This is a genomic window from Halomonas sp. IOP_14 (assembly GCF_021021315.1).
GTDB lineage: Bacteria > Pseudomonadota > Gammaproteobacteria > Pseudomonadales > Halomonadaceae > Vreelandella > Vreelandella titanicae.
In genome coordinates this window covers 1-13,368 of the sequence record NZ_JAINWD010000033.1, presented here as the reverse complement: position 1 = coordinate 13,368, position 13,368 = coordinate 1, and the positions used below count along the sequence as shown (strand labels likewise).

12 protein-coding genes are annotated in these 13,368 nt (G+C 54.2%); 9 read left to right on the top strand and 3 right to left on the bottom strand.

Annotated features, from left to right (window positions below; translation table 11 throughout):
• Positions 1 to 8 precede the first annotated feature (8 nt).
• The gene (locus K7H09_RS18220) at positions 9 to 1,178 is read right to left on the bottom strand and encodes an isovaleryl-CoA dehydrogenase (protein ID WP_230805458.1); all 1,170 of its coding nucleotides are present in this window, start codon (positions 1,176 to 1,178) and stop codon (positions 9 to 11) included.
• 94 nt (positions 1,179 to 1,272) lie between these two features.
• Positions 1,273 to 1,740 carry a MerR family transcriptional regulator gene (locus tag K7H09_RS18215; RefSeq protein ID WP_230805456.1) on the bottom strand — a complete coding sequence of 156 codons (468 nt, stop codon included), beginning with the start codon at positions 1,738 to 1,740 and terminating at the stop codon, positions 1,273 to 1,275.
• A 326-nt stretch (positions 1,741 to 2,066) separates the two neighbouring features.
• On the opposite strand from K7H09_RS18215, the gene K7H09_RS18210 reads away from it, so the two are divergent.
• From K7H09_RS18210 to K7H09_RS18170, 9 genes are all read left to right on the top strand, one after another.
• The gene (locus K7H09_RS18210; protein WP_230805454.1) at positions 2,067 to 2,873 is read left to right on the top strand and encodes an ABC transporter ATP-binding protein; all 807 of its coding nucleotides are present in this window, start codon (positions 2,067 to 2,069) and stop codon (positions 2,871 to 2,873) included.
• The gene (locus K7H09_RS18205) at positions 2,870 to 3,613 is read left to right on the top strand and encodes an ABC transporter ATP-binding protein (protein WP_027959156.1); all 744 of its coding nucleotides are present in this window, start codon (positions 2,870 to 2,872) and stop codon (positions 3,611 to 3,613) included. The genes K7H09_RS18210 and K7H09_RS18205 overlap by 4 nt, the downstream gene beginning before the upstream one ends.
• A 164-nt stretch (positions 3,614 to 3,777) precedes the next feature.
• Positions 3,778 to 5,001 (top strand): ABC transporter substrate-binding protein, encoded by a 1,224-nt coding sequence (locus tag K7H09_RS18200; RefSeq protein ID WP_230805452.1) that lies wholly within the window; start codon positions 3,778 to 3,780, stop codon positions 4,999 to 5,001.
• A 101-nt stretch (positions 5,002 to 5,102) separates the two neighbouring features.
• On the top strand, positions 5,103 to 5,990 hold the full coding sequence (locus K7H09_RS18195) for a branched-chain amino acid ABC transporter permease (protein WP_022523807.1): 888 nt from the start codon (positions 5,103 to 5,105) through the stop codon (positions 5,988 to 5,990).
• 2 nt (positions 5,991 to 5,992) lie between these two features.
• A complete protein-coding gene (locus K7H09_RS18190; RefSeq protein ID WP_035578664.1) occupies positions 5,993 to 6,985 on the top strand; it encodes a branched-chain amino acid ABC transporter permease in 993 nt (330 codons plus the stop codon).
• 196 nt (positions 6,986 to 7,181) lie between these two features.
• Positions 7,182 to 8,336, top strand: coding sequence for an acyl-CoA dehydrogenase family protein (locus K7H09_RS18185; protein WP_230805450.1), 1,155 nt, complete (start codon positions 7,182 to 7,184; stop codon positions 8,334 to 8,336).
• A gap of 53 nt (positions 8,337 to 8,389) precedes the next feature.
• Positions 8,390 to 9,505: an enoyl-CoA hydratase/isomerase family protein gene (locus tag K7H09_RS18180; protein ID WP_161463422.1), complete on the top strand. Its 1,116-nt coding sequence runs from the start codon at positions 8,390 to 8,392 to the stop codon at positions 9,503 to 9,505.
• Positions 9,506 to 9,542: 37 nt separating this feature from the next.
• The gene (gene mmsB / locus K7H09_RS18175; RefSeq protein ID WP_230805448.1) at positions 9,543 to 10,445 is read left to right on the top strand and encodes a 3-hydroxyisobutyrate dehydrogenase; all 903 of its coding nucleotides are present in this window, start codon (positions 9,543 to 9,545) and stop codon (positions 10,443 to 10,445) included.
• 206 nt (positions 10,446 to 10,651) lie between these two features.
• Entirely contained in the window at positions 10,652 to 11,278 is a 627-nt protein-coding gene (locus K7H09_RS18170) for a glutathione S-transferase family protein (protein ID WP_230805446.1), read from the top strand.
• 110 nt (positions 11,279 to 11,388) lie between these two features.
• Here K7H09_RS18170 and K7H09_RS18165 read toward each other — a convergent pair whose 3' ends face one another.
• Positions 11,389 to 12,309: a ketopantoate reductase family protein gene (locus K7H09_RS18165; protein WP_230805484.1), complete on the bottom strand. Its 921-nt coding sequence runs from the start codon at positions 12,307 to 12,309 to the stop codon at positions 11,389 to 11,391.
• Between the last annotated feature and the right edge of the window lie 1,059 nt (positions 12,310 to 13,368).

The following is a 13,368-nucleotide window of genomic DNA, read 5'->3' as shown; positions in this document are numbered from 1 at the left end:
CAGGACCCTTACTTACTTTCGGTGAAGAGTTCGCGACCAATTAGCATCCGCCGAATCTCGCTGGTGCCTGCGCCGATCTCATACAGCTTGGCGTCTCGCAGCAGGCGCCCGGTGGGGTATTCGTTGATATAGCCGTTGCCGCCGAGTAGCTGAATGGAATCCAGCGCGACCTGAGTGGCTTTTTCGGCGCAGTAGAGAATCACCCCGGCAGCGTCTTTGCGCGAGGTTTGGCCACGGTCACAGGCACCGGCTACGGCGTATAAATAGGCGCGGCAGGCGTTCAGGGTGGTGTACATATCCGCCACTTTGCCCTGCACCAGTTGGAATTCACCAATCGACTGATTGAACTGCTTACGCTCATGGATATAGGGCATCACCACATCCATGGCAGCCTGCATAATGCCGATCGGCCCAGCGGCAAGCACGGTGCGCTCGTAATCCAAGCCACTCATGAGTACGCGTACGCCTTTGCCTTCCCCACCGAGAATGTTTTCAGCGGGAACGGCGCAGTCCTGGAATACCAGTTCACAGGTGTTGGAACCGCGCATGCCCAGCTTGTCGAGCTTCTGGGCGGTAGAAAAACCGGGCATACCTTTTTCGATAATAAACGCGGTAATGCCTTTGGAGCCGGCGTCTGGATCCGTTTTCGCATAGACCACCAGCACATCCGCATCCGGACCGTTGGTGATCCACATTTTATTGCCGTTAAGGATGTAGTGATCGCCACTCTGCTTGGCCCGCAGCTGCATCGAGACCACATCAGAGCCTGCGCCGGGCTCGGACATGGCCAGGGCGCCTACGTGGTCGCCGCTGATCAATTTGGGGAGGTACTTGGCTTTTTGTTCGGGGGAGGCGTTGATCTTGATCTGGTTAACGCACAGGTTGGAGTGGGCGCCGTAAGAGAGCGCTACCGATGCGCTGGCCCGGGAGATCTCTTCCATGGCAATGCAGTGGGCGAGGTAGCCCATGCCGCTGCCGCCATCCTCTTCCGAGACGGTAATCCCCAATAGCCCCATATCGCCAAACTTCTTCCACAGGTCGTTAGGGAACTCGTTGTTGCGGTCGATTTCGGCCGCACGGGGGGCAATCTCGCTGGCAGCAAAGGCGTTGACCTGCTCACGTAACATGTTCAGTTCGTCTTCGAGGCCAAAATTGAGTTCTGAGTAGTGTGAAAACATGGTCAATCACCTGTGCTGATTATTTGTGTTTGCTATCTGTAATTAGCCATCTGGGCTGGCGTAGCTGTGTCGGCTAATCGAGTTGGCGGACGCGTCAGTGCATAGTGGCGGAATAGGGGGCTGAGGCTTTATCGGCCGAACTCGCGTGCTCTTCTTCGTTTTGTGTTTCTTGCGGCTCTTTCTCGAGTAGTTCTTCGAGCGCTTGGCGGCAGCGGATTTCAGCGCTTTCAAGCTCTAGCTGAACCATGGTGATGTCTTTCATTTGTTGATCCAGCGCCGCACGGCGCTCGCCTATTTTGCTAAGCATTAGATGCAGCTGCTTTTTGCTGCCGCTGCGGGTTTCGTCCCAAAGCTCGAACAGTTCGCGAATCTCTGCCAATGAAAAACCCAGTCGCTTGCCACGAATGGTCAGCTTCAGCCGTACACGGTCTTTGCTGCTGTAAACCCTGGTTTGCCCGCGGCGCGTAGGGTGGAGCAGTTCCTGATCTTCATAGAAGCGAATGCTACGGGTGGTTAAATCAAACTCGTTGGCTAGTTCACTGATCGAGTAAGTTTTGCTCATGGTGACGTTCTCTCAATAAGGCGTTGTTCCCAATATATGACTCCTATGGAACACTGCCACTGAGGCTAAAACAAGTTTACGTTAACGTAAAGCAATTGTTGCTAGCAGTTGAAAAGCGTTTAAATTAGGTAAGTCGTTGATATTTATATTTTGAAAGCAGTTGTTAATTCAGGATAATGTCCTCGATAGACCAAAGTTGTAATTGTATTGCTATAGCGACAGTTGCTAGTTTGCACATACACCTTACGTTCAGGTAAGGCAGTAGCAGCCGCTTTTGCCATGCCTGTAAAGAATTAGCACAACAACAATAAGAGGCTTGCCACTCTATGAGTGCAAACGATGTCCTTCAGGGACCTGTCCTCGAAACCCGAGGGCTGACCAAAGAGTTTCGCGGCTTCACCGCCGTGGACGATGTCAATCTCCAGGTACAGGAAGGGCATATTCACGCACTGATTGGCCCCAATGGTGCGGGTAAAACCACCGTATTTAACTTATTGACCAAATTTCTGCCGCCTACCCGCGGCGATATTTTGTATCGCGGCAACTCAATCACCAGTAAAAAATCCAACGAAATAGCCCAGTTAGGGTTGGTGCGTTCGTTTCAGATTTCTGCGGTATTCGCCCATATGACCGCGCTGGAGAATGTGCGGGTAGCGCTACAGCGAAAACTGGGCACCTCGTTTCATTTCTGGAAATCTGAGAAATCCCTGGATCACCTTAATGAGCGCGCGCTTGAACTACTGGAAGAAGTGGGGCTGCGGGAATATGCCGATACGCTAACGGTAGAAATGCCCTACGGTCGTAAACGAGCACTTGAGCTGGCCACTACGCTTGCGCTCGACCCCACCATGATGCTGCTTGATGAACCTACCCAAGGCATGGGCGCAGAAGACGTTGACCGCATCGTGGCGCTGATTAAGCGTGTCTCCCAGGGGCGCACCGTATTAATGGTGGAGCACAACCTGAGCGTTGTTAGCCGCCTATGTGATCGCATCACCGTGTTGGCGCGAGGCGCTGTTTTGGCTGAGAGCGATTACGACGCTGTCTCTCGGAATCCATTGGTACGCGAAGCCTATATGGGCAGCGATGCCGCGGAAGAGGATGGTTCTGAAAAAGAGGGAGCTGTCGTATGAATATCGCTGAGGCCGAAGCGCCGGTTGAAAACACGCAAAGCCTGGAAATGCTGCGGGTGCAGGATCTACACGCCTTTTATGGCGAGTCGCACATCCTGCACGGCGTCAATTTTGATGTGAAGCGTGGCGAGCTGGTGACGCTGCTGGGCCGCAACGGCGCCGGGCGAAGTACCACTTTGAAATCGATCATGAACATGGTGGGGCGCAGAACGGGCTCTATTGTGATTAACGGTAATGAAACGCTGCATATGAAGCCGCACCATATCCCGCGTCTCGGGGTGGGTTACTGCCCGGAAGAGCGCGGTATTTTTGCAAGCCTGGATGTGCACGAGAACCTATTGCTTCCACCCACTGTGCGTTCCGGCGGTATGAGCCTGGACGAAATCTACGCCATGTTTCCGAACCTTTATGAACGGCGTAGAAGCCAGGGGACGCGGCTTTCCGGGGGTGAACAGCAGATGTTAGCCATGGCGCGCATCTTGCGCACCGGCGCGCGCATGCTGCTGCTCGATGAAATTACCGAGGGGTTGGCCCCGGTGATAGTGCAGAAACTTGCCGAAGTGCTGGTTCAGTTGAAAGAGCGCGGTATGACCATTGTGCTTGTGGAGCAGAACTTTCGCTTTGCGGCGCCGCTTGCGGATCGCCACTTCGTGATGGATCACGGTCAGATTGTCGAAGAAATCAGCGCCGCGCAGCTGCCATCGCGTCGGGAACATCTCAACTCAATGCTAGGGGTATAACACACGGCTAGACACTTAAATGTTCATTCCGCCAACAGTTTCGCTGCTCACAAAACAATAATATTAATCAGTAATTTGCAGTACGCACTTTCACGACAGCTCAAAGACTACACAACAGCTCAAAAACAACACAACAACAAAGGCCTCCGGGCCAGGAGACGAATATGACCTTTATGAAAAAAACGCTGGCCGCCAGCATCGCCGTCGCGGCCGCTTCAAGCCTCGCTATGTCTACCGCCCAGGCTGATATGAGCGATGGTGAAGTCCGTATTGGTTACCTTGCCGATATGTCAGGCACTTATCGAGACCTCGCAGGCCCCGGCGGCTTAACCGCCATGGAGATGGCAGTGGCCGATTTTGGCGGCAGTGTAAATGGCGCGTCCATCGTTATTTCCAGTGCAGATGATCGCAACAGCGCTGACGTCGGTGCTAATACCGTGCGTGGTTGGATCGATCAGGATAACGTCGATATGGTGGGTGGTTTAGTAGCGTCTTCTGTGTCCATTGCGGTGACCAAAGTGCTGGAAGAGAACAATGGCCTGGGTATCGTGTCCGGCTCGGCGGCTTCTAGCATTACCAACGAACACTGTACTCCTAACCACATCCACTGGGTGTACGACACCTATCCGCTCGCTAACGGTACCGCCAAAGCCGTCGTAGAGCAGGGCGGCGACAGCTGGTTTATGCTGACCGCAGACTACGCTTTCGGTCATGCGCTTGAAGCTGACGTCACCAAAGTAGTGGAAGAGAGCGGCGGTGAAATTGTGGGCGGCGTTCGTCATCCCTTCCCGACTAACGACTTCTCTTCTTACATTCTTCAGGCTCAGGGCTCCGGCGCGAAAATTATTGGCTTGGCCAACGCCGGTGCCGATACCGTTAACGCGATCACTACGGCCAGCCAGTTTGGCTTGACTCAATCTGGGCAGCAGCTAGCAGGGCTGTTGATTTTCTTGAATGACGTTCACGCCCTTGGCCTGGAAGCCACTCAGAACCTGCTGCTAACTACCGGCTGGTACTGGGATATGGATGAGCAGTCCCGCGAATGGGCACAGCGCTATTTCGATGAAGTAGGCCGCATGCCGACCATGGTACAAGCGGGTATCTACTCCAGCACCATGCACTACCTGAAAGCCGTTGAAGCCGCTGGCACCGACGACCCTGAAACCGTACGTGCACAAATGGCCGAGATGCCTATTGAGGACTTCTTTGCCCGTAACGGCAGCATTCGTGAAGATGGCCGCATGATCCACGACATGTATCTGGCCCAGGTTAAAACGCCGGATGAGTCCACCGGTGAGTGGGATCTTTACGAAATCCTCAGCACCATTCCCGCCGAAGAAGCCTACCGCCCGCTATCTGAAAGCCAGTGCAAATTGGTGCAAAACTAATTTCCCGGCTGAGCTTGAGCCAGATAGCCATCGCAAGTGATGTGTAGAACCGGTTGGCGGCAAGTTGCCGCCAACTGTTTGAGGGCGAGGAGAGTCGCGTTATGACGATGATATTCGGCGTGCCAATGGCCGTCTTCATGGGCCAGCTAACGCTGGGTCTTGTGAATGGCGCCTTTTACGCACTGCTTAGCCTGGGCCTGGCGGTCATCTTCGGCCTGTTGAAGATCGTCAACTTTGCCCATGGGGCGCAATACATGCTGGGAGCCTTCGCCGCGCTATTAGGCTTTCGCTATTTGGGCATTAATTACTGGCTGGCGCTCATATTGGTGCCGTTAGTGGTCGGCGCTTTCGGTGTGCTGCTAGAGCGCTTTTTGCTGCGCAGGATCGCCCATCTGGATCACCTCTATGGGCTGCTGCTGACCTTCGGCTTAGCGCTGATTTTTGAGGGCACGCTGGTCAACTTCTTCGGTGTTTCCGGGGCGCGTTACGCTACACCGGAGATCCTTCAGGGCGGTTTGAACCTGGGCTTTATGTTCCTACCGACATATCGCGCCTGGGTGCTGGTGGCAGCGCTGGCGATGTGCCTGTTTACCTGGTTTATGATTGAGCGTACGCGGTTGGGTGCTTACCTTCGCGCAGGTACTGAGAACTCGCAGCTGATGCAGGCATTTGGCGTTAATGTGCCGCTGCTGATCACGCTTACCTATGGATTTGGGGTTGGTCTTGCTGCGTTTGCCGGCGTGTTGGCAGCGCCGCTCTATCCGGTATCGCCGACCATGGGGTCGAGTTTGTTAATCGTGGTGTTTGCGGTGGTGGTAATCGGCGGGATGGGCTCGATTCTAGGTGCCATTATTACCGGGCTTTCCATGGGCATCATCGAAGGGCTGACCAAGGTGTACTACCCCGAAGCCTCTAATACGGTGATCTTTCTTGTCATGATCCTCGTGCTCATGTTGCGCCCCGTTGGGCTGTTCGGTAAGGAGGCATGAACATGGCAGAATCTCAATCAATGGCGGCGCCATCCGCGGTGCTGGAACGTCAGAAGCGGGCCAAGTTTCGCCGCAATATGTTCTATCTGGCTCTGATTGTGGTGGGTTTGGTCGCGCCATTTTTGGCCTACCCCGTGTTCTTGATGAAAGTGCTCTGTTTTGCGCTGTTTGCTTGCGCGTTCAACCTGTTGCTGGGCTATGCGGGGCTTTTGTCTTTCGGCCATGCGGCATTTTTGGCCACCGGCGGCTACGTAACCGGATACCTGTTGGCGAGCTACCCAGGGCTGACGCCTGAGCTGGGTATTATCGCCGGGACTGTTCTGGCCACCCTGCTTGGGGTGGTGTTTGGGGTGCTCTCCATCAGGCGTCAGGGTATCTATTTTGCCATGGTGACGTTGGCGATCGCCCAACTGGTGTACTTCATGTTTGTACAGGCGCCGTTTACCGGCGGTGAGGATGGCTTGCATGGCGTGCCCCGTGGCGAACTGTTTGGGTTTATCAGCCTGAGCAGTAACCTGGCGATGTACTACTTTGTGTTCGCGATTTTCATCTTCGGCTTCGCGCTGATTCAACGCACGGTGCACTCGCCGTTTGGCCAGGTGCTAAAAGCGATTCGTGAAAACGAGCCCCGCGCGGTATCGCTGGGCTACAACGCCGATGCCTATAAGCTAGTGGCGTTCGTGATCTCTGCAGGTTTAGCGGGCTTGGCGGGTTCGACCAAAACCGTGGTTTTCCAGCTGGCTTCGCTGACCGATGCGCACTGGCATATGTCCGGTGAGGTAATACTGATGACCCTGCTGGGCGGTGTGGGCACCTTGTTGGGGCCGTTAATGGGTGCGGGAATCGTGGTCAGCCTTCAGCATATCCTGGCGCAGTCGCCGCTGGGGAATTGGGTTAGCGTTATTCTCGGTATCATCTTTGTGGTCTGTGTACTCAGTTTCCGTAGCGGAATAATCGGTGAACTGGACAAGATGTATCGCAAAAACTTTAAGTAAGCGTTTTTTTTAAATAGCACTCTCTCTGTCCGATTTTGGGCGCCGTTGGGCGCCCTTTTTTTGATTCTTTTATAAGGCCTACGCCTAAGGTCGCAAGCGTTGGCAGGTTGCTTGTAGCCGAGTAAATGGATAAGTTAACGTTAACGTCAATTATAACGACAACAGCAGTGCGCACGCGCATTTGCGGAGATATGCCATGAATTTTGAACTCAACGAAGACCAGGTGGCCTTTGCCGATATGGCGCGGGCCTTTGCCCAAAACGAGCTAGAGCCCCATGCCGCCGAGTGGGATCAAACCTCCTTCTTCCCCGTCGATGTGATTCGTAAAGCCGGCGAGCTGGGCTTTTGCTCTCTTTATGCACCGGAAAGCGTGGGTGGGTTAGGGCTTTCGCGGTTGGACGCCAGCATCATTTTCGAACAGCTCTCCATGGGCTGCACATCTACCACGGCTTACCTAACCATTCACAATATGGTCACCTGGATGCTGGCAGATTTCGGTACGCCGGAAGCGGTAGAGCAGTGGGGCACAAAACTGGCCACAGGCGAGCTGCTGGGTTCTTACTGTTTAACCGAGCCTAACTCAGGCTCCGACGCCGCCTCGCTGAAAACCACTGCCAAGCGCGACGGCGACCATTACGTGTTGACCGGCAGCAAGATGTTTATTTCCGGCGCCGGTAGCACCGATTTTCTCGTGGTGATGGCGCGCACTGGCGGTGAGGGCGCCAGTGGCGTTTCGGCGTTTGCGGTCGATGCCAAGAGTGACGGCATTAGCTATGGACGCAAGGAAGAGAAAATGGGCTGGAACAGCCAGCCAACCCGCATGATCACGTTTGAAGACGTTCGGGTGCCCGCCAATCATCTGCTCGGCAATGAAGGCGACGGTTTTAAAATCGCCATGAAGGGCCTCGACGGCGGGCGTATCAATATTGCTACCTGCTCTATCGGCACCGCCCAGCAGGCGATCAACAAAGCGCGGGAGTATATGCTGGAGCGCAAACAGTTTGGTAAACGTCTAGCCGATTTTCAGGCGTTACAGTTCCGCTTGGCGGATATGGTTACTGAGCTGGTGGCTGCACGGCAACTGGTGCGCATGGCCGCGACCAAGCTGGATGCCGGCCACGCCGACGCGCCCACTTACTGTGCCATGGCTAAACGCTTTGCTACCGATGTGGGCTTCAAGGTGTGCGACGAAGCGCTTCAACTTTACGGCGGTAATGGCTATATCAAGGAGTACCCCATGGAGCGCTACGTGCGCGATACTCGGGTACACCGGATTCTTGAAGGCACCAACGAAATCATGCGGCTGATCATCTCTCGCCGGGTGCTGGCAGACGGCGCCACCGAGCTGTAAATGACGATGAATAAGATTACGGTGGATACGATAGCGACGGATAAGGAATGCCAATGAGCAGCGTACTGTTTACTGAACACGCCACCCAAGACGGCCACGTAATTGCTGAGGTTAAGCTCAATGCCGAGCGCTCGCTGAACGCTTTAACGCTTGAGATGTGTGAAGAGATGCTGCCGCGCCTTCGCGACTGGGCCACCGACGAGCGGGTGGTAGCGGTGCTGCTGGATAGCGCAGGCGAAAAAGCGTTTTGTGCCGGTGGCGACGTGGTGAATCTGTATAAAACGATTACCGGCGAAGGCGACCCCAGCTTTCCGGAGCGCTTTTTCGAGACCGAGTATCGACTCGATTTTCTACTCCATACCTACCCCAAGCCAGTGATCTGCTGGGGCAATGGTATTGTGATGGGCGGTGGCATGGGGCTGTTAAGCGCCAGCAGCCACCGTGTAGTGACTGAGACCTCGCGTTTGGCCATGCCAGAAGTCACCATCGGCCTCTACCCGGATGTTGGCGCTAGCTGGTTTTTAAACCGGCTTCCCAACGGCGCTGGGCGCTTTCTAGCCATGACCGGTTGCCAGATCAATGCGCCAGATGCCGTTCATCTAGGTTTGGCTGACCGCTGTATCGCCAGCCACCACCGTGATGCCATGCTGCAGCAACTGACCGACGCACAGTGGGGAGCCGGTGAGAATACCGATGCCAACGGGGTGGTTAACCGCATCATGCGTGAGCTTGAGCAAACATCGCAGCCTGTATTTGCTGAGATGGAAGCGCCCGTTTACCAGCACTCGCCGCTGATTCGCGAGTTGATGGATCACGACAGCGTGGAGCAAATTGTCGCCGCTATTACGGCGGTAAAAAGCGATAATCAGTGGTTTGGTAAGGCACAGAAAACGCTGGCCCACGGTAGCCCGGTGTCAGTGAAATTGATTGATGAGCAGCTAAAGCGGGCTAAACATATGTCGCTGGCAGAAGTGTTCCAATCCGAAATGTCGCTCTCGGTACAGTGCTGCCGGCACCGTGAGTTCCCCGAGGGTGTGCGCGCACTGCTGGTCGATAAAGACGGGCAACCGAACTGGACGTATCCCGATGTGGCCTCGGTAGAGGAGAGCTTTATCAACGAGCTACTATCTTCCGCATGGTCGCAAAATCCGCTGGCGGATCTACGCTAATATAATCTTCCCATTACCGGCTAATAAGGATAATAAAATGAACACCATCGCATTTATCGGCCTGGGCAATATGGGCGGCCCCATGGCTGCCAACCTAGTAAAAGCAGGCTTTGACGTGCGCGCCTTTGATCTTTCTCAAGAGGCGCAAGAGACCGCCAAAGCGAATGGTTGTGAAGTGGCTTTCTCGGCCCAGGAAGCTGCCACCGATGCCGACTTTATCATTTCAATGCTGCCCGCCGGAAAGCATGTACGCGGGCTATATATTGAAGACGATGCGCCGCTGTTTGAAGTGATCAAACGTGGAGCGCTGGTCATAGACTGCTCTACCATTGACGGTGCCACTGCCCGAGGCGTTGCTGAAGAGGGCGAGAAGCTGGGTATCGGCTTTATCGATGCGCCGGTTTCCGGTGGTGTGGGCGGCGCGCAAGCGGGCACCTTGACCTTTATTGTGGGCGGCAGCGAGGTCGAGTTCAGGCTTGCCAAGCCGGTGCTGGAAGCCATGGGCAAAAACATCTTCCACGCCGGAGATCACGGCGCAGGGCAGGTGGCCAAAGCCTGCAACAACATGCTGCTCTCTATCTTGATGGCAGGCACCTGCGAAGCGATCAATATGGGCGTCAAAAACGGCCTGGATCCCGCGGTGCTTTCAGAGATCATGAAGCAAAGCTCCGGCGGTAACTGGGCGCTCAATGTTTACAACCCCTACCCAGGCGTCATGGAAAACGCACCGGCTTCTAAAAATTATCAGGGTGGCTTCCAGGTCGACCTGATGATCAAAGACTTAGGCCTCGCCATGGATGTCAGTCAGCAAAGTGCCTCCGCAGTCCCCATGGGCTCCGCCGCCCGCTCACTGTTCACCCTCCATAAAGCCAAAGGCAACGGTAAACTCGACTTCTCAAGCCTGATGCAGTTCTATCAGGATAAAGAGGGTGAATCGTGAGGGGTAAATGGTGGGGGGTAAAATCGCGAATGATGAGGAGTAAGGGGTGGTGTAGCGCGTGGTAACGAGTTTTGCGAGGAACGAGCAACACGAGGCACCCGCGAGAGGGCGGCGAAGCCGCCCCAGCTATCCCACCAAAGCCACAGCTTGTCTCCGACCTCAAGGGCGGGCAAACTTAAAGAAACTGCTCATATACAAGGACTACCATGATCACGCTTTGGGGCCGCAACAACTCCACCAACGTCAAAAAAGTGAGCTGGGTGCTAGAAGAGCTGGAACTACCGTTCGAACAGATCCAGGCGGGGCTTGAGCACGGGGTTAACAATACGCCGGAATACTTGGCTATGAACCCCACCGGGCTAGTGCCGCTACTCAAAGATGACACCACCAACAGCGTGCTGTGGGAATCCAATACGATTATTCGCTACCTTGCCGCGCAGTACGGGCAAAGCAAGCTATGGATCGAAGCCCCCGCCGAACGGGCGCAGGCAGAAAAGTGGATGGATTGGTCGAACAGCACTCTGTCACCCAGGCACCGCACGATCCTGATGGGCTATGTTAGAACCCCACCTGAAAAACGCGATAATGCTGCCCTTGAAGCGGGTATGCAGGCGTGTGAAGAGCTGTTTGAATTGATGGATAACGTGCTGGCCAAGCAAGCGTTCTTCTCGGGCAATGAGTTTGGCCTGGGTGATATTGCCGTTGCACCCTTTATCTACAACTTATGGCATATCGGCTTAACCTGGCAGCCACGCCCCAATCTAGAACGCTGGTACCAACAAATCGCTGAACGCCCCGCCTACCAAAAAGTGGTGGTGATTCCTGTAACGTGATGCTTGAATCTAAATGAGGTAAGCGCAATTGTAGCGTGTGGTAACGAGTAGCGAGCGCAGCGAGAAACGAGGCACCCGCGGGAGGGCAGCGAAGCTGCCCCAGGTAATGCCTAGAAGCTCGCCTCAACCTCCGCCAACTTATCATCCAGCGCCTGCAATACCTCACACTCCAACCCATGGCGCTGGGCACTCTCAATTAACGGCCCCAATATCGCCCCGCGCTCGGTGGGGCGTTTGGCCTCCACATCCTGCAACATCGAAGACTTATTGTTTGCCGTGTTCTCCACCACCTGCCACACCAACGCCAACCACGCATCTTCACCGTTGCCATCATTAGGCGGCGCAATGCCCTCGGCTATCATAATCGCCGCGACTTCCTTTACCACCGCCGCCACACGGCCCGCATAAGCTTCACCGCGCAATTCACCATTACGCACACCATTTAATGCCACCAACGGATTAATCGCCGCGTTCACCGCCAACTTCTGCCATAAGCGCTGGCGAATATCACACACCTTTGTGGCGGCAAGCCGTGCCTGGGTTAATGTTTGGGCCAGTTCTTCCGCCAGCGCACCGTGGTGGTTATGCAAATCACCCAGAAAGGTATGCCCACGCCCCGCATGCACCACGCCATCATCACCGGTTAGATAAGCGCCTTCAGTTGTTGTGGCGCACAACACCGGCCCTGGCCACGCCTGGGTAATACGTGGCTGCGCCAAAAAACCGTTTTGCCACAGCACCAGAGGAGTAGAAGGGGGAATACAGTCAGTAATGCCAGCCAGCGCCGACTCAGCCACCATCGCTTTAGTAGTGATATGTACAAAGGTGGGCGGTTCAGGCGTGTTTGATGCCAGTTGAGCTATCGTCAACGAATTTAATGACCGCACGCGCTGTTCGCCTTCCGGTGTGGCCAGTATCTGACTCACAGGCAGCGAACGGCGACCAAGCAGCGTGGTAGTCGCTATTGGAGACAGTGAATGGGCCAGCAGGCGGCCAATGGCGCCCGGGCCGAGTATCCAGTGGGTAGTCATATCAAGCATGTACTCAGCAGTGGCGTTGCCGCCAAGCTTACCGCGTTTGGTTTAGGGTCGCGAAGGTGAAAAAAGCCGAGTAAAGGGGACTAATGGCTAGTGACGGTGGTAAACAATGTCTGATAGGTTTGATGCTAAGTGAATTTGGTGGATGAAGTGGTCAATGTGTGACGGCGTATGATGCCCGATGTTGTCATGAGACATTATTTGATGGCTGATTTCGACCCTGAGCAGACATTCCGGGAAATGCAGTAGGCGCGCGAATTTTGACTATATGACCTAATGAAAATTAATAGCCCAAAGGATCATAGACTTGGGAACATTTGATAGGCTGAATTTGCCGGAAAAAGTACCAGCACGTTCATTCAATCATAGAACGCGCCGTCTAATACGCTGTTATGCATAGGGAGCCCATGGACCAAGATCAGAAAGAGCGGTACGTACGGTGGCAAAACTACCGCATCACCCAATTGTCATTTTCGATCAACTTGTTCCTTGGGTTCGCAGTTGCATCACTAGCCTATGCTATCAATCTAAAACTGGGAGAAGTTACTCATCAGGCATTGCCTCTGAATTGTGTGATTATTGTATGGTCAGTTTCGGCAGGGCTTGGTTGTGTTGCTACCGTATCGCGGCTCCTTGACTACCGATACACCGCGAGGAAGATCAAGGATGGAGGTTGCTTTAATACTCTCATGGCCAAATGTTGTGGTCCGGTTACGTGGGGCTGCTTTTGGCTGCAAATTATAGCTTACGCAATAGGCGCGTGCTTGTTTATCCAGGGCGTTGTAAATGCATAAAACGTTATACGAATCGCGAATAGGTCTTCAATACAATCAGATCATTGGGCCCTTATATTGGGATTTTGAATGCTAAAAACTGTAGATACGTCAATCCAAGATTGGGCTTTAAGGTTCTTGGAGACCTGTAATGATGAAGACAAACTAATATTACCCGCGTCTGTCAGTCCTTTAGAGCTTGCTAAATACGTGTCGGCCTTAGCAAATGATCATGGCGGCTATATATTACTAGGGAAGGTCTGAATAACTGCCGATATTC

Excerpts from the sequence above, each read along its gene's own strand:
- K7H09_RS18220 (WP_230805458.1), bottom strand. The coding sequence starts at position 1,178 with ATGTTTTCACACTACTCAGAACTCAATTTTGGCCTCGAAGACGAACTG.
- K7H09_RS18210 (WP_230805454.1), top strand. The coding sequence starts at position 2,067 with ATGAGTGCAAACGATGTCCTTCAGGGACCTGTCCTCGAAACCCGAGGG.
- K7H09_RS18205 (WP_027959156.1), top strand. The coding sequence starts at position 2,870 with ATGAATATCGCTGAGGCCGAAGCGCCGGTTGAAAACACGCAAAGCCTG.
- K7H09_RS18185 (WP_230805450.1), top strand. The coding sequence starts at position 7,182 with ATGAATTTTGAACTCAACGAAGACCAGGTGGCCTTTGCCGATATGGCG.
- K7H09_RS18200 (WP_230805452.1), top strand. The coding sequence starts at position 3,778 with ATGACCTTTATGAAAAAAACGCTGGCCGCCAGCATCGCCGTCGCGGCC.
- K7H09_RS18170 (WP_230805446.1), top strand. The coding sequence starts at position 10,652 with ATGATCACGCTTTGGGGCCGCAACAACTCCACCAACGTCAAAAAAGTG.
- K7H09_RS18190 (WP_035578664.1), top strand. The coding sequence starts at position 5,993 with ATGGCAGAATCTCAATCAATGGCGGCGCCATCCGCGGTGCTGGAACGT.
- K7H09_RS18165 (WP_230805484.1), bottom strand. The coding sequence starts at position 12,309 with ATGACTACCCACTGGATACTCGGCCCGGGCGCCATTGGCCGCCTGCTG.
- mmsB (WP_230805448.1), top strand. The coding sequence starts at position 9,543 with ATGAACACCATCGCATTTATCGGCCTGGGCAATATGGGCGGCCCCATG.
- K7H09_RS18215 (WP_230805456.1), bottom strand. The coding sequence starts at position 1,740 with ATGAGCAAAACTTACTCGATCAGTGAACTAGCCAACGAGTTTGATTTA.
- K7H09_RS18180 (WP_161463422.1), top strand. The coding sequence starts at position 8,390 with ATGAGCAGCGTACTGTTTACTGAACACGCCACCCAAGACGGCCACGTA.
- K7H09_RS18195 (WP_022523807.1), top strand. The coding sequence starts at position 5,103 with ATGACGATGATATTCGGCGTGCCAATGGCCGTCTTCATGGGCCAGCTA.